Origin of the sequence: Stenotrophomonas sp. CFBP 13724 (assembly GCF_014841975.1) — a bacterium.
GTDB classification, from domain to species: domain Bacteria; phylum Pseudomonadota; class Gammaproteobacteria; order Xanthomonadales; family Xanthomonadaceae; genus Stenotrophomonas; species Stenotrophomonas lacuserhaii.
In genome coordinates, this window is record NZ_JACYUW010000001.1 from 363580 (window position 1) to 384786 (window position 21207).

General features: G+C 66.0%; 21 protein-coding genes. 9 read left to right on the top strand and 12 right to left on the bottom strand.

Going from position 1 to position 21207, the window contains the following annotated elements:
• The first annotated feature begins 325 nt into the window (after window positions 1-325).
• The 6 genes from IFT63_RS01540 to IFT63_RS01565 all read left to right on the top strand — a co-directional run bounded on the left by IFT63_RS01540 (window position 326) and on the right by IFT63_RS01565 (window position 8299).
• Window positions 326-718, top strand: a complete 393-nt coding sequence (locus tag IFT63_RS01540; protein WP_192083049.1) for a prepilin-type N-terminal cleavage/methylation domain-containing protein — start codon at window positions 326-328, stop codon at window positions 716-718.
• A 225-nt stretch (window positions 719-943) separates the two neighbouring features.
• A complete protein-coding gene (locus IFT63_RS01545; RefSeq protein WP_192083050.1) occupies window positions 944-4090 on the top strand; it encodes a fused MFS/spermidine synthase in 3147 nt (1048 codons plus the stop codon).
• A gap of 552 nt (window positions 4091-4642) precedes the next feature.
• Window positions 4643-5059, top strand: coding sequence for a hypothetical protein (locus IFT63_RS01550; RefSeq protein WP_192083051.1), 417 nt, complete (start codon window positions 4643-4645; stop codon window positions 5057-5059).
• On the top strand, window positions 5056-5343 hold the full coding sequence (locus IFT63_RS01555) for a hypothetical protein (RefSeq protein ID WP_192083052.1): 288 nt from the start codon (window positions 5056-5058) through the stop codon (window positions 5341-5343). Before IFT63_RS01550 ends, IFT63_RS01555 begins: the two co-directional genes overlap by 4 nt.
• 373 nt (window positions 5344-5716) lie before the next feature.
• Window positions 5717-7441 (top strand): type IV-A pilus assembly ATPase PilB, encoded by a 1725-nt coding sequence (gene pilB / locus IFT63_RS01560; RefSeq protein WP_192083053.1) that lies wholly within the window; start codon window positions 5717-5719, stop codon window positions 7439-7441.
• Between the two features lie 150 nt (window positions 7442-7591).
• Window positions 7592-8299, top strand: coding sequence for a YitT family protein (locus IFT63_RS01565; RefSeq protein WP_042614624.1), 708 nt, complete (start codon window positions 7592-7594; stop codon window positions 8297-8299).
• 152 nt (window positions 8300-8451) lie between these two features.
• Here the strand turns inward: IFT63_RS01565 and IFT63_RS01570 are convergent, their stop codons facing one another.
• Together IFT63_RS01570 and IFT63_RS01575 are read right to left on the bottom strand one after the other, a co-directional pair.
• Window positions 8452-8994, bottom strand: coding sequence for a DNA-3-methyladenine glycosylase I (locus IFT63_RS01570; RefSeq protein ID WP_192083054.1), 543 nt, complete (start codon window positions 8992-8994; stop codon window positions 8452-8454).
• Window positions 8991-10784 carry a DUF4153 domain-containing protein gene (locus IFT63_RS01575; protein ID WP_192083055.1) on the bottom strand — a complete coding sequence of 598 codons (1794 nt, stop codon included), beginning with the start codon at window positions 10782-10784 and terminating at the stop codon, window positions 8991-8993. Before IFT63_RS01575 ends, IFT63_RS01570 begins: the two co-directional genes overlap by 4 nt.
• Window positions 10785-10860: 76 nt before the next feature.
• On the opposite strand from IFT63_RS01575, the gene IFT63_RS01580 reads away from it, so the two are divergent.
• The 3 genes from IFT63_RS01580 to IFT63_RS01590 are packed head-to-tail and all read left to right on the top strand — an operon-like array spanning window position 10861 to window position 12856.
• Window positions 10861-11427, top strand: coding sequence for a YqgE/AlgH family protein (locus IFT63_RS01580; RefSeq protein WP_192083056.1), 567 nt, complete (start codon window positions 10861-10863; stop codon window positions 11425-11427).
• The gene (gene ruvX, locus IFT63_RS01585; protein ID WP_042614628.1) at window positions 11420-11887 is read left to right on the top strand and encodes a Holliday junction resolvase RuvX; all 468 of its coding nucleotides are present in this window, start codon (window positions 11420-11422) and stop codon (window positions 11885-11887) included. The genes IFT63_RS01580 and ruvX overlap by 8 nt, the downstream gene beginning before the upstream one ends.
• A gap of 18 nt (window positions 11888-11905) precedes the next feature.
• Window positions 11906-12856, top strand: coding sequence for an aspartate carbamoyltransferase catalytic subunit (locus tag IFT63_RS01590; protein ID WP_042614629.1), 951 nt, complete (start codon window positions 11906-11908; stop codon window positions 12854-12856).
• A 71-nt stretch (window positions 12857-12927) separates the two neighbouring features.
• Here IFT63_RS01590 and IFT63_RS01595 read toward each other — a convergent pair whose 3' ends face one another.
• From IFT63_RS01595 to IFT63_RS01640, 10 genes are all read right to left on the bottom strand, one after another.
• Window positions 12928-13380 carry a transposase gene (locus IFT63_RS01595; RefSeq protein ID WP_192083057.1) on the bottom strand — a complete coding sequence of 151 codons (453 nt, stop codon included), beginning with the start codon at window positions 13378-13380 and terminating at the stop codon, window positions 12928-12930.
• Window positions 13381-13496: 116 nt separating this feature from the next.
• Window positions 13497-14297: a prolyl oligopeptidase family serine peptidase gene (locus IFT63_RS01600; RefSeq protein WP_192083058.1), complete on the bottom strand. Its 801-nt coding sequence runs from the start codon at window positions 14295-14297 to the stop codon at window positions 13497-13499.
• 70 nt (window positions 14298-14367) lie between these two features.
• On the bottom strand, window positions 14368-14634 hold the full coding sequence (locus IFT63_RS01605; RefSeq protein ID WP_042614632.1) for a hypothetical protein: 267 nt from the start codon (window positions 14632-14634) through the stop codon (window positions 14368-14370).
• A gap of 12 nt (window positions 14635-14646) precedes the next feature.
• Window positions 14647-16008 carry a magnesium transporter gene (gene mgtE, locus IFT63_RS01610; RefSeq protein ID WP_042614633.1) on the bottom strand — a complete coding sequence of 454 codons (1362 nt, stop codon included), beginning with the start codon at window positions 16006-16008 and terminating at the stop codon, window positions 14647-14649.
• A 236-nt stretch (window positions 16009-16244) separates the two neighbouring features.
• Window positions 16245-18002 (bottom strand): phosphoenolpyruvate--protein phosphotransferase, encoded by a 1758-nt coding sequence (ptsP, locus tag IFT63_RS01615; protein ID WP_192083059.1) that lies wholly within the window; start codon window positions 18000-18002, stop codon window positions 16245-16247.
• Window positions 18003-18004: 2 nt separating this feature from the next.
• A complete protein-coding gene (locus tag IFT63_RS01620) occupies window positions 18005-18274 on the bottom strand; it encodes an HPr family phosphocarrier protein (RefSeq protein ID WP_042614635.1) in 270 nt (89 codons plus the stop codon).
• On the bottom strand, window positions 18267-18659 hold the full coding sequence (locus IFT63_RS01625) for a PTS fructose IIA component family protein (protein ID WP_042614636.1): 393 nt from the start codon (window positions 18657-18659) through the stop codon (window positions 18267-18269). Before IFT63_RS01625 ends, IFT63_RS01620 begins: the two co-directional genes overlap by 8 nt.
• A 159-nt stretch (window positions 18660-18818) precedes the next feature.
• Window positions 18819-19700, bottom strand: coding sequence for an RNase adapter RapZ (gene rapZ / locus IFT63_RS01630; protein ID WP_042614637.1), 882 nt, complete (start codon window positions 19698-19700; stop codon window positions 18819-18821).
• Window positions 19701-19793: 93 nt separating this feature from the next.
• Window positions 19794-20744, bottom strand: coding sequence for an HPr(Ser) kinase/phosphatase (hprK, locus tag IFT63_RS01635; RefSeq protein ID WP_042614638.1), 951 nt, complete (start codon window positions 20742-20744; stop codon window positions 19794-19796).
• Window positions 20741-21193, bottom strand: a complete 453-nt coding sequence (locus tag IFT63_RS01640; protein ID WP_042614639.1) for a PTS sugar transporter subunit IIA — start codon at window positions 21191-21193, stop codon at window positions 20741-20743. Before IFT63_RS01640 ends, hprK begins: the two co-directional genes overlap by 4 nt.
• Window positions 21194-21207: the final 14 nt, after the last annotated feature.

Consider the following 21207-nt stretch of genomic DNA (forward strand, 5'->3'; position numbering starts at 1 on the left):
GGCATCTAGCCGCAGATGCTAGCGGATTCCTGACCTCCTGGGCAGTCCGCTGGTGGGGTGACGCAGTCGGGAGGTCCTCATGGGCCAAAGGTGACGCACTGCGTCACATTGCTGGGCCCATCGCAGAACCCGGAATCAGGGCTTCACAATCGAAGGAATGCTGGCATTATTGCCGCCGGGGAGATGAGGAGGGCGTGCCGGGGAAGTTGGCACGCAACCTGCTTAGTCTTTTCCTGCAAGGTGCTGCGGCCCGCTCAACCGGTGGGACCACCGGCTCCGGCAGCAGTTCCTTTCCACACCACCTAATTCCTTGGGGATGTACAAAATGAAGAACCAGAAGGGCTTTACCCTGATCGAACTGATGATCGTCGTTGCGATCATCGCCATCCTGGCCGCCATCGCTCTGCCGGCTTACCAGGACTACACCACCCGCGCCAAGGTGTCGGAAGGTGCGGTCATTGCCAGCGGCGCCAAGGCGACCGTCGGTGAAAACATTGCCTCGGGCGCCGCTGATGATTGCGCTGGCGTCAATGTCGGCACCGTCAACATGACGACCCTGACCTGCGACGAAGGCACCCTGACTGCTGCTGTTGCTACCGGCACCAGCGCTGGCACCATCACCTTGGTGTTCGCTCCGACCGAAGCAGCGACCGGCGTGTCTTGGGAGTGCACGAGCGCCTCCGACGACAAGTACGTTCCGGCTGAATGCCGCGGCTAATTGATTGATCCTGCAGCTTTTGCTGCAGGTCATCGATTGAAGAAGGGTCCTGCCATGCAGGGCCCTTTTTTATTATTTGAGAAATTGGTGGACCCGCGGCTGCATTATTTCTTGGATGGTTCATTGGGTAGCGCGCGTAGGATCCAACATGTCCACGTGGCTGATGGTGCTGGCCCATTGAGTAAACTGGGTCCGTAAGCAGGCGCCGACACAGCGAGGGAAGCATTGGATCACCAGCGAACCAGAGCCTTCTGGCTCCTCCCCATCTTCATCCTCTCCGGCTTCGCAGGCCTGATCTACCAGTCCCTGTGGAGCCAGTACCTCGGCCTGTTCCTCGGTCATTCGTCCTACGCTCAATCCCTGGTCCTGATGCTCTTCATGGGCGGCATGGCCATCGGCGCATGGTGGGCCAGCCGCCGCAGCACCAACTGGCGCTACCCGCTGTTGGCCTACGCGGCCATTGAACTGCTGATCGGGCTGCTCGGCCTCGCCTTCGACGGGATCTTCCAGGGCGTCACCGGCTGGGCCTACGCGCACCTGCTGCCCGGCCTTGAAGGGCAGGGCGCCACGGCATTGCGCTGGGGGCTGGCCACGGTGCTGGTCCTGCCGCAATGCATCCTGCTCGGGGCCACCTTCCCGCTGATGAGCGCAGGTTACCTGCGGGTGCAGCCACAGGCGCAGGGGGAAGTGCTGGCCGGTCTGTACTTCGCCAACAGCATCGGCGCGGCGGCAGGCGCGCTGGCATCCACGTATCTGTTGTTGCCGGCGCTCGGGCTGCCGGGCGCGGTGATGGTGGCCGGGGCGCTCAATGTGCTGGTGGCGGTGCTCATCTACCCGCTGGCGCGCGCGGGTGAGCCGGGTGGCGGTCCGTCTGAGGATCCAACAGTTCCGGGTGGACCAGGTCGCGCGGATCGCACAGTTGCCGCAGTGCTCTGCATTGCGCTGCTTACCGGCGCCAGCTCGTTCGTCTACGAAATCACCTGGGTGCGCATGCTGTCGCTTGCGCTGGGCACCACGTTGCATTCGTTTGAGTTGATGCTCGCTGCGTTCATTGCCGGCATTGCGTTTGGTGGGCTGTGGCTGCGCCATCGCGCCGACCGCATGGCCTCGCCGCTGCGGGCAGCCGGGTGGGTGCAGGTGCTGATGGGGCTGGCCGCCTTGGCGTCAATGTTCGTGTACGCACAGGCGTTCGAGTGGGTCGGCTGGCTGATGCGCGTCATCGTGCGAAGTGCTGAAGGCTACGGGTTGTACAGCGTGGCCAGTGCGGTGATTGCGGTGCTGGTGATGTTTCCGGCGGCGTTCTTTGCGGGCATGACGCTGCCGTTGTTGACGCTGGCGCTGTTGCGGCAGGGGCGCGGCGAGAAGGTCATCGGCCAGGTGTATGCGTTCAATACGGTGGGCGCGATTGTCGGTGTGCTGGCGGCGGTACATGTGCTGATGCCGATGTTGGGGCTGAAGTACGCGCTGCTGGTGGCGGCGGTGGTCGATGTGGGGTTGGGGGTGTGGTTGTTGTGGCCGGGTGGGGTTGTGGGGGTAGGGGCAGGATCAAGAGCGTGGCGACCAACGGTCGCCACCCACCATGGGCAGGGGGTAGCCACCCACCGAGAGTCGCGGGTCGCCAGCCACCAAGAGCAGGTTGCCACCCAGCAGGATCAAGTTGCCACCGATCGGGAGCCGGTCGTCAGCTACCGTGGCGCCGCGCTCGCTATGGGCCTTGGAATTGCCGGCGTAATCGCGGCGGTGGCGCTGGTGCGCTTTGATCCGCTGGTGCTAAGTTCTTCGGTCTATCGGCATGGCGGTGCGCGCTTGCATGACAGCGCGAAGATGCTGTTCTTCAAGGACGGGCAGACCGCCACGGTGTCGGTGTTCGAGACCGACCGCGGGGCCGGGCCCGTGCGCTCCATCGCCACCAACGGCAAGGTGGATGCGGGCATGACGGTCAGCGTGGACCAGGAGCCCAGCGGTGATGAGTCCACCATGGTGCTGCTCGGCGCGCTGCCGCTGGCGCTTGGCCATGGCTTCGAGCGGGTGGGGGTGATCGGTTTCGGTTCCGGGCTGACCACGCATACCCTGCTTGGCGATCCGCGCGTCGGCCAGGTGGATACGGTGGAGATCGAACCGGCGATGGTGGAGGGCGCGCGTCTGTTCGGCGACCGCGTGAGCCGCGCCTACGACGATCCGCGTTCGCACATCGTCATCGACGACGCCAAGGCACATTTCGCCGGCAGCGGGCGCCGCTACGACCTGATCATTTCCGAGCCCTCCAATCCGTGGGTGGGCGGCACCGCGTCGTTGTTCAGCGATGAGTTCTACGCGTTCGTGCCGGGCCAGCTCAACGACGGCGGCCTGTTCGTGCAATGGTTGCAGTTGTACGAAATCACACCGGAATTGGTGTCTTCCGTACTGGACGGGCTGGTCGATCATTTCAGCGATGTGCGTGCTTACCTGGCCAACGATTCAGACCTGATCATCGTGGCCACGCCGAAGGGAAAACTGCCCGAACTCAATGCGGGTGTGTTCGAACATCCGGCGCTGCGTGCGGAGCTGGCGCGGGTGGGTGTGCACGGCCTGGATGACCTGCGGGATACCTACGCAATGGGGGATGCCGCGCTGCGTGCTTACCCGGCACTTTATCCCTCGCCGCGGCATTCCGATTACCACCCGATCCTGACCCTGCGCGCACCCATCGCTCGCTTCCAGCAGGGGTATGTGGGGGACGTGGAATCGATCATGACGGCGCCCTGGCCGCTCACCCGCGCATGGGGCGGGCCGGAGCCGCGCGCACCCCCGGCGGAGGGCGCCCAGCTGAACCTGCAGGTGCTGCAACGTCGCAGTACCGCCTATCTGTTGTCGCAGCGGCTGCAGCACGGGGCGGACCTGCCAGGCGGTGGCGATCATGCGTTGGCCGATGCGCTGCGCTTACTAGGTGAGCGCTGTGAGCTGGAAATCACCCCGCTGGAAACGGCCGGGCTGGTGTTCTTCCTGGCTGGTGAAACGGTACCGTTCCTGGCACCTGCCGAGCGCGAGGCGCTGTGGGTGCGGCCGACGTGGCGCCCGTGTCCGCTGCGCGATCCTACGGTCATCGATGCGCTGGCGCTGGTGTCTGCGGCGGCCACGGATGACCACGCGCAGGTTCTCGCAAGCGGCCAGCGACTGCTGGAAGGCCCGCACAGTGTTGGGCTGCTGGCCGATGCGCGATCGGGTTATTACCTGTTCGGGGCGATGCAGCACGCGGCGTGGGCCAGTGGCGATACGGCGCTGGCACGGGCTTTGTCGGATCGCTATTGGAACTCGCTGGGGACTGATGCGCGGGCCAGCGGGCGGTTGAGATTGCTGACTTATATGGCAGCGCTGGGAAGGCAGGAGCGGTAGCGCCGAGCCGTGCTCGGCGAGCGCAGCGGCAAGGGCAAAAGGCAAAGGCAAAGGCGTGACGACCAACGGTCGTCACCCACCCGGGTAGGTGCTGACGGCCAGCGGCCGTCACTACCGCAGAGCAGGTAGGTGTCGAGCAAGCTCGACACTACGGGAGCGTGCGTGTCGCGGTGGGCGTGGCTTTGCTTCGGTGCGAGCACGCGGAACGAGTTCGAGATGGGTCCGGCCGCCGTGCTGAGCGCCGGGCCTGGCGGCCGTCGCTTTTGCAGTTTCGCCCATGTACGCAAGGGCTTGTGGCTGATGGTATGGACACGCTGGCGACGAAGAGCGTCAGCCGGGATTGGCATCCTGCTAAGAACTTAGGATTTGGCTCTGTTTTGCCCTTTGGGCACGGCGGAGAATGCACTGCATCGCTTGCCGGTTTCATGGCGGGCGATGTGGGGGATCCCTGATCCGCCGGTCTTTTTCCTAAGTTCAACCGGTATGCCAACCCGCATCGCCCGCCACCTGACGCTTCGGCGCAGGTGGCCTCCAGCCTTGCGAGGTACGCCGATGGAACCGCATTACCCCCTTGCCGCCAAGCGGCTGTACGCCCTGATGGGCGACAAGATGCTCGACTTCCCCCCGCAGTTTATCGAGCGCCTCGAGCGGCGGCTGGAAGCGTTCGAAAACTCGCGCACCAACGAGCATGTCGTCGTGCCGTTGCGTCTGGTTTCAGACATCGAAAATGATGCCGCGCCGACGGATGACGACGGCAATGAAGAACCCCAACGCGCCGCACTGGTCGCGGTACCCATTCGCAACCTGCAGGCGTTGGCATCGATCCTGGAGATACTGCATTCGGTGCATCTGGGCAAACAGGATGTGCAGGCCGAAGGGGGCTTCAGCAACCTGATGGTGGAGGGTCTGATCGTCTCCGGGCGGAACCTTGTGCGCGCATCGGCCGACGCCATGTGGAGGCAGGAATGACGACGTACGAGCATGACAGCACCCGCGTCACCAACCCGCGCGCCGCTGTGACGGCGGAGCAGGTGGATAACTACCTGCGCACGCCCGATTACGACGAAGCCGCCCTCGCGCGTTTATTGCTGCTGGCGTGCGAATTGCATGGCATCCACCATGCCGCGCGGGCGTGCGTACTGAGCGAGGCCATCCTGCGGCGCCAATTGAACGGCAGGCGCCCTTTGTATCTCGACACCGTCCTGGGCGTGATGCGGGCGCTCGGTCTACGGTTTCGGGTGGAGGTTGTTTGAGGGAGGCGTGAATCTGGAACTGGGCGTGCCGCGCAGGCCTTCGCATGGTGGGCTAGGCAGCGCGTTGGTCGGTTCCATGGTTGATGAATCAGAGGTCCGAACCACGCCCGACGCCATTCGGGGATCAGGTGCCGGTTCTGTGAAGGGACCCTCCCGGTAGCGGAGGTGGCGACCGGGTGGGTGTCGAGCAAGCTCGACACTACGGGGAGGGGACGGGGGAGGAGGGTTGTCGAGCAGGCTCGACACTACGGCGGGCGCGGTGAAATCGGCGGTCTCAGGGTAAGATGGAGCCTGCTGCAGGGGGAGCCAGCAGCGGACCAATATGCAGCTGTACGGGGCGGGATGCGCCGGGCGGCACACAATGAGGAACCGCATGAACGCAGTCGCCACCGCAAATCTCGTCGGTATCACCGGTATTGCCCGTCGGCTGGTCCAGGACGGGGCGCTGGATGAAGCCGGCGCACGCGATGCGATGGCCAAGGCGACCGCCGCGCGGTTGCCGCTGCCGCAGTGGTTCGCGCAGAACAAGGTCGTCACCGCCGCCCAGCTGGCCGCGGCCAATTCGCTCGAATTCGGCATGCCGCTGTTCGATGTCGGCGTGTTCGATGCCAACCAGAGCGCGATCAAGCTGGTCAGCGAAGAGCTGCTGCGCAAGCACCACGTGCTGCCGCTGTTCAGGCGCGGTGGCAAGCTGTATGTGGGCACCAGCGACCCGACCCATTCCCTGGATGAAATCAAGTTCCACACCAACCTGGTGGTGGAACCGATCCTGGTGGACGAAGACCAGATCCGCCGCACGCTGGAACAATGGCAGACCAGCCACGATTCGATGTCCTCGCAGATGGGCGACGACGACGAGGGCATGGCCAACCTGGAAATCGGTACCGACGAGGACAACAGCGCCGGCGATTCGGGTATCGACGCCAAGGGCGATGACACCCCGGTGGTGAAGTTCGTCAACAAGGTGCTGGTGGATGCGATCCGCAAGGGCGCCTCGGATATCCATTTCGAGCCCTACGAAGACGATTACCGCGTGCGCCTGCGCATCGACGGCCTGCTGAAGATGGTGGCGCGTGCGCCGGTGAAATTGAACCAGCGCATCGCCGCGCGCCTGAAGGTCATGGCGCAGCTGGATATCGCGGAAAAGCGCGTGCCGCAGGATGGGCGCATCAAGCTCAACCTGAGCAAGACCAAGCAGATCGACTTCCGCGTCAGCACCCTGCCGACCCTGTTTGGTGAAAAGGTGGTGCTGCGTATCCTGGATGGCAGTGCGGCCAAGCTGGGCATCGACAAGCTGGGTTACGAACCGGACCAGGAGAAGCTGTTCAAGGACGCCATCCACAAGCCCTACGGCATGGTGCTGGTGACCGGCCCGACCGGTTCGGGCAAGACGGTTTCGCTATATACCGCGCTGGGCATCCTGAACGATGAAACCCGCAATATCTCCACCGCCGAAGACCCGGTGGAAATCCGCCTGCCCGGCGTCAACCAGGTGCAGCAGAACAACAAGCGCGGCATGACCTTCGCTGCGGCACTGCGTTCGTTCCTGCGCCAGGATCCGGACATCATCATGGTCGGCGAAATCCGCGACCTGGAAACCGCCGAGATCGCGATCAAGGCCGCGCAGACGGGCCACATGGTGCTGTCCACGCTGCATACCAACGATGCACCGCAGACCATCGCGCGCCTGATGAACATGGGCATCGCGCCGTACAACATCACCAGTTCGGTGACGCTGGTGATCGCCCAGCGCCTGGCGCGCCGGCTGTGCAACAACTGCAAGCGCCGCACCGAACTGCCGGCCCACGCGCTGCTGGCCGAAGGCTTCACCCAGGCCCAGCTGGATGCGGGAATCGAGCTGTATGAAGCCGTTGGCTGCGATGAATGCACCGAAGGCTACAAGGGCCGTACCGGTATCTACCAGGTGATGCCGATGACCGATGAGATTTCCACGATCATCCTGGCCGGTGGCAATGCGCTGCAGATCGCCGAAGCCGCCCAGGCGATCGGGGTGAACGACCTGCGCCAGTCGGCGCTGGTGAAGGCGAGCAAGGGCGTGACCAGCCTGGCCGAGATCAACCGCGTCACCAAGGATTGACGGTAGTGACGGCCGCTGGCCGTCAGCTTCAGGGATTGACGGCCAGCGGCCGTCACTACCCCCCCTGCCGTCACGACCGTGAATGATTTCACCTGCAACTGTCATCGGGATCGTGTCTAATACGACTCCCCACCGCGACACCCCACGCTCATGTCCCTCCAATCCCATGGCCCCGCGCCGTGCGACGACGCTGACGGCCACCTTGTCACCGCTGGCCCGCTGACGCCGCCGCCGGATATCGCCGGCACCCCGCAGGACGACCGCGCGCTGCGCCATTCCCATGCCGAAGACGTGCAGGGCATGGTGCTGGCCACGCTGGTGGCCTCGCTCGGCCTGGCCATCTTCGCCAAGGGCGGGCTGATGATCGGCGGCATGGCCGGGCTGGCCTTCCTGATCCACTACGCCGCCGGCTGGAACTTCGGCCTGGTGTTCGTGCTGGTCAACCTGCCGTTCTATTGGGTGGGCGTGCGCCGGATGGGCTGGGAGTTCACCCTGAAGACCTTCGCGGCGGTCACCGCCTGCGGCATCCTGACCGACCTGCTGCCACGTTGGGCGGATTTCGCGCATATCGCGCCGCTGTATTCGGCGCTGGTGGGCGGTGCGCTGGCCGGCCTGGGCATCCTGTTCTTCATCCGCCACCGCGCCAGCCTGGGCGGCATCGGCATCCTGGCGGTGTACCTGCAACGCACGCGTGGCTGGAGTGCCGGCAAGGTGCAGATGAGCTTCGATGCGATGCTGATGCTCGTGGCATTCAGCGTGCTGTCGCCGATCCAGGTGATGTACTCGGCCATCGGCGCGGTGGTGCTGAGCCTGGTGTTGATGTTCAACCATCGCCCGGGCCGGTACATGGGCGTTTGACGCAACGATCGATGCGAGAAACCTGACGGCCAGCGGCCGTCGCTACCGGGTGGATCGCCGCGCCGGGGCGAAAGGCCGCCGAGCATGGCTCGGCGCTACCGGGTGGGTCGCGGCGCCGGGTAGTGACGGCCGCTGGCCGTCATCCCCGTTGGTCAACGCGACGGTTGGGACCAGGCCGGTTTCAGTTTCAGGATCCGCTTCTGCACCGCGCAGTCGTCGGCGTGGGCGCCTTTCAGGTAGCCCAGGCTCATCAGGAATTCGCCGGTGATCTCCCCGCCGGTGAACCGGAAGGTCTTCTTGAACAGCTTCACCCAGCCGGCCTTGTCCAGCGGGTGGTGCGCGTCCAGCCATTCCACGAAGCCGCCGTGGCTGGCGCGCAGGCCCTGGATGACCTGCGCATTGTGGATGGCGGCCAGCACTTTCAGCCGGTTGCGGATGATGCCTGCGTCGCCCAGCAGGCGGTCGATATCCGGCTGTGCGTAGGCCGCCACGGTGTCCACGTCGAAGCCGTCGTAAGCGCGGCGGAAGCCCTCGCGCTTCTTCAGGATGGTTTCCCAGCTCAGCCCGGCCTGGTTGATTTCCAGCAACAGGCGTTCGAACAGCTCGGCTTCTGCGCGCTGCGGGAAGCCGTATTCGTGGTCGTGGTAATGCCCGTGGACCGGGTGGCCCGGGGCGATGCTGCAGTATCCGCTCATGGTGCTTTCCCAGGTTCTTTGGCCAGGTTGCCGATACTGGACGGGGCGCTGCCTTCCACTACCAGTTCCGGCCAGCGCGGCGCTTTCAGCGTCAACCGGCCACCGCGCAGGGCCGCCTCGATGGCGGCGGCCTGCGTGTCGGTTTTCTCGCGCAGGAACGCATAGGAGCCCACCGTCCACCAGCCGGCCGCACCAGATGCGTGCAGCTGGCAGTAAGCACCGGAGCGTGCGATGAGACCGCACAGCAGCACGTCGGCCTGACCATCGCCATCGAAATCACGGGTGGTGACCAGGCAGCGCGCGTCGGCCTCCAGGCAGCCGCCTGCTTCCACCTTGCGCGCCACCATCGCGTCCCACCAGCTGTCCGGGGGCGTGGCGGAGCCTTCGGCCAGCACCAGCCGCTTGCGCAGTGCGACCAGGTCGCGGATGCCATCGTCGATCACCTGCTCCCCGCCGCCCCAGTACGCCGTGCGCGCCAGGGCCTGGGTGGCCACGCTGGCCGCCCGCGCATCGGCAGTAAAACGGGGATCCTGCTGCAGGTCGCGCAGTGTCGCCACGCCCCGCCGGCCGAGGTCGAAGCGCAGCATCATCGCGTCCGCCGTGGTGATGCCATCAGGGTTGGCCAGCAGGCGTGCCTGCTGGCTGGCGACGGTGATCCGTACCGGGTCCAACAGCGGCGAACTGGCCAGCAGCGCCGCGCCCAGCACCCCCCAGCACATGATCCGGTTGGCCGGCTCCAACCGCTGCAGCCAGCGCCCGCGGCCGAACGGGGCCAGTGCATAACCGAGCGCATAGCCGGTCACCAGCACCGCGATCAGCAATGCCCAGAAACGCTCCAGGGTCCAGCCGTACTGGCCGATGCGCAGCCACACCGCGTACAGCGCCAGCGCGGACAGCACCGGCAGCGCCAGCAGGCTGGCTTCCACCAGCCGGCGCAGCCAGCGCGGGTAGGGCGGCTGGTCGTTGTCATGCTGGTACACCGCGTTGGTGAAGGTGACCAGCAGCAGCGCCAGCACCAGCAGCAGCGAGGCGGCCGACCGGGTCTCCCACAGCGGCTGCAGCCCGGTGAACGGCAGGCTCAGGGTGAAGATGACGGTGATGAAGGACAGCAACGGCAGCAGCCCCCGGCACACCGCGAACAGCACCTGGCGGGTGATCTGGATGGCGCGTTGCTGCGTGCGCCCGATCAGGATGCCGAAGCCGGCCAGGGTGCCGGTGGCCAACGCGATGAAGGCATCTTCGCGGAACAATTCGGTGAAGAACGTGATCTTCAGCAGGCCGAACAGGGACGCCCACAACCACAGCAGCAACCAGGTCAGGCCGGTGAACAGCAGCGCCAGCGCCAGGGTCAGGCCGTTCTGCCAGGCGCGTTCGAACAGCGCATCGTAGCTGGCGCGCCAGTGGCCGTGCTGCAGGCGGTGCTGCCACCACGGCAGGCTGATGAAGGTGGCGATCGCCATCGCCAGCGAGAACGGCATGCGCAGCGGTTCCGATCGCAGGCCGGGTTCTCCTTCCAGGTTCCAGCCGATCCAGCTGGCCAGCCCCAGTACCACCACCGATGCCAGCAACGCGTGCAGCCACAGCCGGCGGTCACGCAGGTCCACCACGGTCAGCGCGATGGCGCTGGGCACGCTGAGCACCCACGCATACCAGCGATAGCGCGATCCGACGTCCTGCAGCGGCCAGCTTCCGTCGAGCTGCTGCGCCAGATACAACAGCAGGCCCTGCAGCAGGGCGATCAACACAATGGCACTTCGGGTGGATGGGGGCAGCGTCGTGCTGGGGGACATCGCAGGCTCCTTGCTCGGTGGCCGCCATCCTACCGTCTCACGCGCCTGCACACGGCCCAGCGGTTAGAATGCAGCCATGTCCGAGATTTCGACTTCCCTTGCCCATCACCTGCTGGTCGCGCTGCCCTCCTTGGCCGACGAGCCCTTCGCCCGCAGCGTCGCGCTGATCTGCCAGCACGACCAGAACGGTTCCATGGGCGTGCTGGTCAACCAGCCCTCGGACTACACCATCGGTGAAGTCCTGGCGCAGATGGACATCACCACGGATGACGACGAACTGCGCCAGCGGCCCGTGCTTAACGGCGGCCCGGTGCACCCCGAACGTGGCTTCGTCATCCACGACGATGCGCGTCCGTGGGAGTCCAGCCTGCTGGTCGGCGAAGGCGTGTACCTGACCACCTCGCGCGACATCCTGGAAGCGATGGCGCGCGGTGAGGGGCCGGCCAATGCGCTGGTCACCCTGGGCTGCGCCGGCTGGGGCGAAGGCCAGCTGGAAGGCGAACTGGCCGACAACAGCTGGCTGACCGTGCCGGCCGACGCCGACCTGCTGTTCCGCACCCCGTACGAGCAGCGCTGGCAGGGAGCTGCCGCGCGCATCGGCGTGGACCTGTTCCGGCTGACCGATTACAGCGGCCATGTCTGAGCCGGCGGCCATCCGCCGCGACGGCACCGTGCTCGGCTTCGACGTGGGCTCGCGCCGGATCGGCGTGGCCATCGGCAGTGCCTTCGCCGCGCATGGGCGCGCGGTGGCGGTGATCGACGTGCACGGCAGTGGCCCGGACTGGGGCGCGGTGGAACGCCTGATCAAGGAGTGGAGCCCGGACGGCCTGGTGGTGGGCGACCCGCTCACCCTGGACGGCCAGGACCAGCCCAACCGCAAGCGCGCGCAGGGCTTCGCCCGCCAGCTGCGGGAACGTTTCAAACTGCCGGTGGCGATGATCGACGAGCGTTCCAGTTCGGTCGAAGCCGCGCGCCGGTTTGCCGTCGAACGCGCCGAAGGGCGCAAGCGCCGCCGTGATGCCGCTGCCCTGGATGCGGTGGCTGCTGCGGTGATCATCGACCGCTGGCTGTCTTCACCGGACGACGCCACCCCCATTCCCTGACCTGCCGACCGCCTGCCCATGACTGCCTCGCAACTCGATTCATCCGGACGCCTGCGCCACCTGCTCACCCTGCAGGGCCTGCCACGCGAAACCCTGCTGCAGTTGCTGGACCGCGCCGGCCAGATCCGCGATGCGGCCGTTGGACGGGTCGGCAACAAGCGCGCGGTACTGGCTGGTTCGGCGGTGTGCACGCTGTTCTTCGAGCCGTCCACGCGCACCCGCAGCTCGTTCCAGCTGGCCGCGCAGCGGCTGGGCGCGGACGTGCTGAACTTCGATGCGTCCACCTCGTCCACCCGCAAGGGTGAGACCGCGACCGACACGCTGCGCAACCTGGAAGCGATGGGCGTGCGCGGCTTCGTGGTGCGCCATCCGGATGACGGCGCGGTGGCTGCGCTGGCCGCGGCGGCGGGCGAGGGCACCGCGTTGATCAACGCCGGCGACGGCCGCAGTTCGCACCCCACCCAGGGCCTACTGGACATGCTGACCCTGCGCATGGCCAAGGGCAGTGATTTTTCGAAGATGAAGGTGGTGATCGTCGGCGACGTAAAGCATTCGCGCGTGGCCCGCACCGACCTGCACGCGCTGCGCACGCTGGGCGTGGGCGAGATCCGCGTGTGCGGCCCGCAGTCGCTGCTGCCCGACGATGACACGCTGAAGGGCTGCGTGGTCGGCCAGGACTTCGATGAGATGCTGGAAGGCGTCGATGCGCTGATGATGCTGCGCCTGCAGCGCGAGCGCATGGAAGAAGGCCTGGTGCCATCGCTGGAGCAGTACCACCAGCAATTCGGCCTGCACGCCGCCCGCCTGGCCCGCGCCGGCAAGGATGCCGCCGTGCTGCACCCCGGCCCGATCAACCGCGGCGTGGAAGTCACCGACGAAGTGGCCGACGGCCCGCAGTCGTGGGTGCTGCGCCAGGTCGCCAACGGCGTCGCCGTGCGCATGGCCGTGCTGGAAACGTTGCTCGGCTGAAGGTAATGACGGCCGCTGGCCTGGTAGTGACGGCCGCTGGCCGTCAGCCCGGTAATGACGGCCGCTGGCCGTCAATCGACCGCCCAAACGCACCACGCAAACGGATACTCCCCGATTGCACACGCCAGCCCGGCACGCACCGGGTTGGCGAGGATATATCTCGCCTGCCGTTCAAGCGATTCATCATTCCTCACCGCATGATCGAAATACCCCGCTTGCCACACGCGCCCCACGGTTCCGCTCATGCGATTGAGCGCCAGCGCGCTCGATGACTTTACGCGTCGGACAAGTTGCGCAAGCGTTCCCGACTTCAGTTCCAGCATCCAGTGCATGTGGTCCGGCATCACGACCCAGGCAAGCGAGCACACGCGTCCCTGAGTCTGCATTTCATGGAATTGATTGATCACGCAATCGGCCGAGGCTTTTGTCAGGAACCTGCGTTGTCGCGCGTGGCATGTAGTACTCAGGACGTAAACCTGCCCGGGGAGGGACCGTCGTCCGCGATTCAGTTGTTCACTGCTCATGCGCCATCGTGCGATGGAGGGAGGTGCGTTGGAGTAGGGGGAGCGGGCAGGCTGGGGTCAGCGCGTGGTGCTTTGACGGCCAGCGGCCGTCACTACCGAGCGTCGATGCTGCGTTGTCAGCGCTTCTGCGCCAGCAGCCAGGTCCACATCGCGGTATCGGCATAGGTGGCGTCCCAGGCGTTGTGGTTGCCTTCGGGATACTCGGTGTAGCGTGCGTCCGCAGCACCGACGGCCTTGAATGCCGCATGCAGCTTGCGGTCATCGTCGGGCAGCACGACATCATCTTTCGCACCATGGAACATCCATACCGGCACGTTCTTCAGGCGCCGGGCCAGCGCGGCGTAGGGGTCTGCTTCGTTGGCCACTGCGGCGACGAACAGGGTCTGGCGTTCTTCGCGCGGGGCGATGACGGCGCCGCATACCGGCACGATCGCAGCGAACCGGTCCGGCGCGGAAAGCGCGATGTTCCAGCTGCCGTAGCCGCCCATCGACATGCCGGTCAGGTACTGCCGCGACGGATCCGCCGGGAACTCGGCCAGCGTGGCATCCAGTGCTGCCAGCGCGACGCGGTTGTTCAGGCCGTCCCATTCCTGCCGGTTGGGCACCTGCGGCAGCACCACCAGCGCCGGGAAGGTGCTGGCGTGCTCGCGCAGGTACGGTCCGATGCCCGCCGTGGTCTGCTTCATGCCATCGCGGCCGCGCTCACCGGACCCATGCAGGAACAGCACCACCGGCAACGGCCCGGCCGCGCGCACGGCATCGGCGGGCACGAACACCTGGTAACGGGACACGTGGCCGTCCACGGTAACGCTGCGCGATTCAAATCGCCCAGCCGCGGGGTCCGGCGTGGTGGCACAACCGACCAGCGACATCAGCAGGGTGGCGGCAATGGTGAAGCGCAGCAGCAGGCGATACATGACAAATCCTGGCAGGATGAAAACGCTTCCATCCTAGCGGCCTGTGCAACCACCGGCATCGTGCAGTGCATCAGTCCGGGCGCGGGAAACTGGCGATGATCTCCAGCTGCTGCTGGGCTTCTTCATTGCCCGATGCCGCAGCGGCCTGCACCTGATCGATATCCGGATGGACCACGATCAGCAGCGGGTTTTCGCACACCGGGCAGTCGTACTCGGTCACGTCTTCGGCCAGTTCCATCACCATCGCGCGCGAGCTGCCTTTCCACTCGCAGGCTGCGCAGGTGTGCTGCTGGTCGCGCCAGCCGGCCTGGAAATAGTTGTCTACGGTGGTGGCCATGGTCGGTACCGGTCAGTGCAGCAGGATGAGGGTGGCCAGGCCGAGGAAGCTGAAGAAGCCCATGACATCGGTCACCGCGGTCACCACCACGGTACCGGCCACGGCGGGGTCCACGTTCATGCGCTTGAGCATCAGTGGCAGCAGCACGCCGGCCAGTGCGGCGGCACAGAAGTTGATCATCAAGGCCAGGGTGATGACGATCGACAGCAGCCAGCTGTGGAACCAGACGAAGGCGATCAGGCCGACCAGCAGGCCGATCAGGGTGCCGTTGATCATGGCCACCCGCAGTTCTTTCCACAGCAGGATCCTTGCGTTGCTGGGGCCTACCTGGCCGAGCGCGATACCGCGCACCATCAGGGTCAGCACCTGTACCGCGGCATTGCCACCGACGCCGGCGACGATCGGCATCAGCACCGCCAGCGCAACCACTTTCTGCAGGGTCAGTTCGAACTGGCCGATCACGCTGGCGGCGAGGAACGCCGTGCACAGGTTGATGCCCAGCCAGACCACGCGGCCGCGTACGGCGCGCTTGATCGGCGAGAAAAGATCTTCTTCTTCGTCCAGGCCGGCCGCGCCAAGTGCCTGGTGCTCGGCCTGCGAACGGATGATATCCACCACGTCATCGATGGTGATGCGGCCGAGCAGGATGTTGTTGTCATCCACCACTGGCGCGGAGACCCAGTCATGATCGGAGAACTGCCGCGCCACTTCATCGGCACTCTCGCCAACGTCGATGGCCGGCTGCTCGTCGTCGATCAATCGGTTGATCGGCGTGGTGTCTTCGTGGGTCACCAGTGCCGCAAGCGAAAGCCGCCCCAGGTACTGATGCCGGCGGCTGACCACGAACAGATGATCGGTGTGGTCGGGCAGTTCGCCGCGCAGGCGCAGGTAGCGCAGCACCACGTCGACATTGACGTCGGCGCGCACGGTCACCACGTCCGGGTTCATCAGGCGGCCGGCGCTGTCCTCGGGATAGGACAAGACCTGTTCCAGCCGCTCGCGGTTTTCGCGGTCCATCGACTTGAGGACTTCGTCGATGACGGTGTCGGGCAGGTCTTCGACCAGGTCGGCAAGGTCATCGATGTCCAGGTCTTCGACCGCGGCGATGATCTCGTCCGGGTCCATGTCCGCCAGCAGGCTTTCGCGCACCTCGTCGCCGACGTGGACCAGCACCTCGCCGTCGTCTTCCGGGTCCACCAGGCCCCACACCACTTCGCGCTTGCCGGGCGGCAGCGATTCAAGCAGGTTGCCGATTTCGGCCGGGGCCAGCGTGTTGACCAGGCGACGCACGGGGCCCAGTCGACCACTGTCCAGCGCATCGGAAAGCAGGCGCAGCTGGCGCGCGGTCTTGTCGTGGCGTACGGCCTCGGCCATCGGAACTCCCGCAGGAAAGAAAAGGCTGCGATCCTGGAGAGGATGCGGCATGAGGGGTGGTCAGCGCGTCATTATCGCCTGCGTGTGTGTCAGTGCGGTAGCGCCGCGGCGCGGCGGCGCCGGTAGTGACGGCCGCTGGCCGTCATTGCGCATCTGGCGGCCAGCGGCCGTCACTACCGCTTTGACGGCCAGCGGCCGTCACTACCGCTTTGACGGCCAGCGGCCGTCACTACCGGTCAGTTGCCGTTGATCCAGCGTTCGATGCTGCGGCGGTCGCGGGCGGCGAGCAGCTTCGGGGCGCGGGCGCGCAGTTCGCCGAGGTCGCTTTGGCGGATCGCGCGGCGCACCTCCAGCAGCGTGCCGGGATGCAGGCTGAACTCGGTCAGGCCGAGTGCAAGCAGCATCGGGGCCAGGCGCGCGTCACCGGCGATTTCACCGCATACCGCCACCGGGATCTGATGGCGCTGGCCGGTTTCGATCACCAGCTTCAGCAGCCGCAGCACGGCCGGATGCAGGGGCGAATACAGTTCACCGAGCGCTTCGTTGTTGCGGTCGGCCGCCAGCAGGTACTGCACCAGGTCGTTGGTGCCGATGGACAGGAAGTCGACCAGGTCGATGAAGCTTTCCAGTGCGAACGCGGCGGCCGGCACTTCGATCATCGCGCCCAGCGGCACACGTTCGCTGACGGCGTGGCCTTCGGCGCGCAGCTGGGCGGTGAGCCGGGTCATGCGCCTGCGCACGGCCAGCAGTTCTTCGCGTGTGCTGACCATGGGTATCAGGATGCGCACCTTGCCGTAGGCACTGGCTCGCAGGATCGCGCGCAGCTGCGTATCGGCCACCAGCGGGCGCGCCAGCGACAGCCGCACGCCACGCAGGCCCAGCGCCGGGTTGTCTTCGTTGCTCAGGGTCAGGCCGGTGCGGTCGGCCTTGTCCGCGCCCAGGTCCAGCGTGCGGATGGTCACCAGCCTGCCGGCCATGCCCAGCGCGGCATCGCGGTAGGCCTGGAACTGTTCTTCTTCGTCCGGCAGCTCGTTGCGCTGCAGGAACAGGAATTCGGTTCGGTACAGGCCCAGTCCCTGCGCACCGAACGCATGCGCCTGGGTCACGTCTTCCAGCGATTCGGCGTTGGCCAGCAAGGCGATGTCGACCTGGTCGCGGGTGCGGCTGGGTTTGCTGCGCAGGCGGCCCAGTTCACGTTGTTCGCGCGCATGTTCCTTCAGCCGTACGCGGTAGTCGCGCAGGTTCTGTGCCTGCGGATTGACGGTGATGCTGCCATCGCTGGCATCCACGATCAGCACGTCGCCGTCGCTTACTTTCTGCAGCAGCCCGGGCACGTTGACGATCAGCGGCAGGTGCAGGCTGCGGGCGAGGATCGCGCTGTGCGACAGCGCGCTGCCGGCCGTGGTGACGATGGCCACTACGCCCTGTGACTGCAGCTGGGCCATCTCCGAAGGGGCGATGTTGTCGCAGACCAGGATTTCGCCGGCCAGGCCTTTCACCGCCGGCGGCAGCACCGGCTGCAGGAAGGCGTGGATGCGCCCGATGACATGGTCCAGGTCGTCCATGCGGCTCTTCAGGTAGGCATCGTCCATGCCGTCGAAGACCTTGGCCAGGCGGTCGCGCTGCAGACGCAGCGCGTAGCCGGCGCTGTAGGGACCACTGCGGATCAATTCGTCCAGCCCGAACAGCAGTTCCGGATCGTCCAGCAGCAGTGCATGCAGGTCGAGGAACTCGCCGGCTTCCTGGTTCAGCGCACCTTGCAGGCGCTGGCGCAGGTCGAGCATTTCCTTGCGCGCGGCATCCAGCGCGACGTGCAGGCGCTTGAGTTCCTTGTCCACGTGCTGAGGGGCCACGCGCTGTTCGGCCACTTCCAGCGCATGCGCCAGGCGCACCCGTGCGCGCCCCAGCGCGGTACCGCGTGACGCGCCGTGGCCGGACAGCAGCTGCACCGGCCGCAGGCCGGTGGGTGCCAGTCCAGCACGGGCGCGCGGCATGCTCAGCTGTCCTCGTCGAAACGGCGTTCGAACAGCGAAACCACGGCATCCATGGCGGCCTGTTCGTCTTCGCCATTGATGCGGATGGTGACCGGAGTGCCCTGGCCGGCGGCCAGCAGCATCACGCCCATGATGCTCTTGGCGTTGATCTCACGGCCCTTGGCGGCCATGGTCACGTTGCAGCGGAAGGGCGCAAGTTCCTGCACCAGCTTCGCCGTAGCGCGGGCATGCAGGCCCAGGCGGTTGGTTACGGTGAGTTCTTTCTCAAGCATCGTCGACTATCGCTCCATTGCGCGCGCCCGCCGCCGCAGTGGCGGGCAGTTGATCCAGTCCCTGTTCCGGATAATTCATCACACGCAACAACATCGGCAGGCTTAGTGCGGCAACCCGACGGGCCGGCGTTCCCAGCCTGGCCAGTTGGGCGGCCAGATTGCTGGGGCTGGCACCGTACAGGTCGGTCAGGATCAGCACCCCCTCCCCCCCGTCCACCCGCCGCAGGGCGGCCGAAGCGAGCGGGAGCAAGGTGTCCAGATCCGCATCGAACGGTACGTCGAACGCTTCAGTCTTCAGCGGCAGATGCCGCAGCAGCCGGGTCGCCACCTCAAGCAGGGCCGATCCGACGCCAGGATGTGTTACGAGGAGAATGCCACAGGTCATGCTTGAACGTTAACAGGTCGGCATGACGCTGCGATAGCGGGCGCAGAGCCCTTCAGTGTTCCGTATTCATAAAAAAGGGGACGGAGGGGATTAAGTCGTTATTGGCTACTGCACGCCAATAACGACTTAATCCCCTCCGTCCCCTTTTTTCCCCTTTTTTCAGTCGAGTTCGCGGTGGTAGGTCGCGACGTCCTTCCAGCCTTGTTCGCGGGCGTGGCGGGCCAGGCGTTCGGCCAGGAAGACCGAGCGGTGCTTGCCGCCGGTGCAGCCGAAGGCGACGGTGACGTAGCTGCGGGTGTCGTTGCCCAGCTTCGGCAGCCAGGTGTCCAGGAAATCGGTCAGCTGTCCGACGTAGCGCTGCACCTCCGGCTGCGCTTCCAGGTAATCGCGCACGCCGCCTTCGCGGCCGCTCAGCGGGCGCAGTTCCGGGTCCCAGTGCGGGTTGGGCAGCACCCGGGCGTCGAACACGAAGTCGGCCTCGGCCGGTACGCCGCGCTTGTAGGCGAACGATTCGAACAGCAGCGACAGCGGCGTGGTGTGGCCCAGCGTGTATTCGGTGACGATGCGGCGGCGCAGCTGGTGCACGTTCAACGTACTGGTATCGATGATCGCATCGGCCGCGCGGCGCAGCGGTGCGGTCAGTTCGCGCTCCCGGGCGATCGCTTCGGGAAGGGACAGGCCGAGCTGGCTCAGGGGGTGGCGTCGGCGGGTATCGGCGTAGCGCTTGAGCACCGTTTCGTCGCTGGCTTCGAAGAACAGCAGCTGCGCGCGCACCCCCGCTTCATCGGCCAGTTGCCGCCATTGTTCGAGCTGGCCCAGGTCGCTCTGGCCGCGCACGTCGATGCCCACCGCCAGCCGCCGCGGGGCACTGCCGGGTGCGCCCAGCACGCCGCGTACGAACGCCGGCAGCAGGTCGATCGGCAGGTTGTCCGAGCAGTAGTAGTCCTGGTCCTCGAAGGTCTTCAAGGCCACGGACTTTCCGGAGCCGGACAGGCCACTGATGATGATCAGGGTCGGGGCGGACGGGGCAGGGCGGTTCATGGCGGACTCTTTGTTGGGGGCTGGTGGTTGACGGCCAGCGGCCGTCACTACCTGACGCTGGTGGTTGACGGCCAGCGGCCGTCACTACCGGGCTTACGGGGTGCGGCGTTCGAGCAGGTTGCTGTGGCGGGCGATGAACATGGCGGCCGGATCGATGCCCTTGGTGCGCAGGATATGCAGGCGGGTGGCCGCTTCGGTCAGCACCGAGAGGTTGCGGCCGGGCATCACCGGCAGGGTGATCAGCGGCACGTCCAGGTCCAGTACGTGGCGGGTGCCGGAGTCGCCGGTCAGGCGTTCGTATCCGTAAGCGCTGGGTTCGGTCATCGGCTTGGTCAGGTGGACGATCAGCCGAAGGTACTTGTTCTTCTTTACCGCTGTGTCACCGAACATCTCGCGCACGTTCAATACGCCCAGGCCGCGCACTTCCAGCAGGTCCTGCAGCAGCTCCGGGCAGGTGCCATCGAGCACGTCCGGGGCGATCTGGGTGAACTCCGGTGCATCGTCGGCGACCAGCCGATGGCCGCGGCTGAGCAGTTCCAGCGCCAGTTCGCTCTTGCCCGAACCGGCTTCGCCGGTGATCAGCACGCCGATGGAGTAGATCTCCATGAACACGCCATGCAGGATCACCCGCGGCGCCAGCGTGCGCGCCAGGTGGTAGGACAGGTGGTTGAGCAGTTCGTGGCCGCGCTTGGGCGAAAGCCACAGCGGCGTGTTGGATTCATCAGCGGCCGCGCGCAGGTCTTCGGGGCAGGGCTGGTTGCGGGTGATGACCAGCGCCAGCGGGTGCGACTGCATGATCTTTTCGATGGTTTCCCATCGGTGGCGGGAATCCAGCGAATCCAGCCAGGTCAGTTCCTCGGTGCCGAGGATCTGCACTTTGTTGGGGTAGATGGCGTTGAGGTAACCGGCCAGCGAAGGACGCCGGGATACGGTATTGCCGGCTTCAAGTTCGCGTTTTTCGCCTTTCTGCCCGGCCACCCAGCGCAGGGCGAGGCGGTCGCGTTGCTGGTCGAACAGCTCGCGTGCGGTGATGCTGGTATTCATGCGGCACTCGCCGGTGGCGGAAGATCGATGATGGCGCGCAGCGCGGCGGCATCGGGTGCATCGCGCAACGCCTGGCGGATGCCCGGCTCGGAGAACAGCTCGGCCAGTTCGGACAGCAGCATCAGGTGCTGGTGGGTGTAATGGGACGGCACGGCAATGGCGAACACCAGATCGACCGGCTCGTCCCCACCGAAGTCCACTGGTTGGAGCAGTTTCAGCAGGGCGCCGCGCGGACGTTCGAGCGCCGGTGCGCGGCCGTGCGGGATGGCGATGCCGTGACCGATGGCGGTACTGCCAAGCGCTTCGCGCTCGCACAGGTTGCGGTGAATCTGTTCGGTGTTGGCCTGGCGGCAGGCCAGCAGCTGGGCCGCTGCCAGCAGCACACTCTCGCGGTCGGCAGCCGCGCAGACCTGGGTCTGCACGGCGGCCATCAGATCGGTCAGGGGCATATCAGGGGGAACGT

Excerpts from the sequence above, each read along its gene's own strand:
- ruvX (WP_042614628.1), top strand. The coding sequence starts at position 11,420 with ATGTCTGAGCCGGCGGCCATCCGCCGCGACGGCACCGTGCTCGGCTTC.
- ptsP (WP_192083059.1), bottom strand. The coding sequence starts at position 18,002 with ATGCCGCGCGCCCGTGCTGGACTGGCACCCACCGGCCTGCGGCCGGTG.
- IFT63_RS01620 (WP_042614635.1), bottom strand. The coding sequence starts at position 18,274 with ATGCTTGAGAAAGAACTCACCGTAACCAACCGCCTGGGCCTGCATGCC.
- IFT63_RS01605 (WP_042614632.1), bottom strand. The coding sequence starts at position 14,634 with ATGGCCACCACCGTAGACAACTATTTCCAGGCCGGCTGGCGCGACCAG.
- pilB (WP_192083053.1), top strand. The coding sequence starts at position 5,717 with ATGAACGCAGTCGCCACCGCAAATCTCGTCGGTATCACCGGTATTGCC.
- IFT63_RS01540 (WP_192083049.1), top strand. The coding sequence starts at position 326 with ATGAAGAACCAGAAGGGCTTTACCCTGATCGAACTGATGATCGTCGTT.
- mgtE (WP_042614633.1), bottom strand. The coding sequence starts at position 16,008 with ATGGCCGAGGCCGTACGCCACGACAAGACCGCGCGCCAGCTGCGCCTG.
- IFT63_RS01580 (WP_192083056.1), top strand. The coding sequence starts at position 10,861 with ATGTCCGAGATTTCGACTTCCCTTGCCCATCACCTGCTGGTCGCGCTG.
- IFT63_RS01575 (WP_192083055.1), bottom strand. The coding sequence starts at position 10,784 with ATGTCCCCCAGCACGACGCTGCCCCCATCCACCCGAAGTGCCATTGTG.
- IFT63_RS01625 (WP_042614636.1), bottom strand. The coding sequence starts at position 18,659 with ATGACCTGTGGCATTCTCCTCGTAACACATCCTGGCGTCGGATCGGCC.
- hprK (WP_042614638.1), bottom strand. The coding sequence starts at position 20,744 with ATGAATACCAGCATCACCGCACGCGAGCTGTTCGACCAGCAACGCGAC.
- IFT63_RS01555 (WP_192083052.1), top strand. The coding sequence starts at position 5,056 with ATGACGACGTACGAGCATGACAGCACCCGCGTCACCAACCCGCGCGCC.
- IFT63_RS01565 (WP_042614624.1), top strand. The coding sequence starts at position 7,592 with ATGTCCCTCCAATCCCATGGCCCCGCGCCGTGCGACGACGCTGACGGC.
- IFT63_RS01595 (WP_192083057.1), bottom strand. The coding sequence starts at position 13,380 with ATGAGCAGTGAACAACTGAATCGCGGACGACGGTCCCTCCCCGGGCAG.
- IFT63_RS01600 (WP_192083058.1), bottom strand. The coding sequence starts at position 14,297 with ATGTATCGCCTGCTGCTGCGCTTCACCATTGCCGCCACCCTGCTGATG.
- IFT63_RS01550 (WP_192083051.1), top strand. The coding sequence starts at position 4,643 with ATGGAACCGCATTACCCCCTTGCCGCCAAGCGGCTGTACGCCCTGATG.
- rapZ (WP_042614637.1), bottom strand. The coding sequence starts at position 19,700 with ATGAACCGCCCTGCCCCGTCCGCCCCGACCCTGATCATCATCAGTGGC.
- IFT63_RS01570 (WP_192083054.1), bottom strand. The coding sequence starts at position 8,994 with ATGAGCGGATACTGCAGCATCGCCCCGGGCCACCCGGTCCACGGGCAT.
- IFT63_RS01640 (WP_042614639.1), bottom strand. The coding sequence starts at position 21,193 with ATGCCCCTGACCGATCTGATGGCCGCCGTGCAGACCCAGGTCTGCGCG.
- IFT63_RS01590 (WP_042614629.1), top strand. The coding sequence starts at position 11,906 with ATGACTGCCTCGCAACTCGATTCATCCGGACGCCTGCGCCACCTGCTC.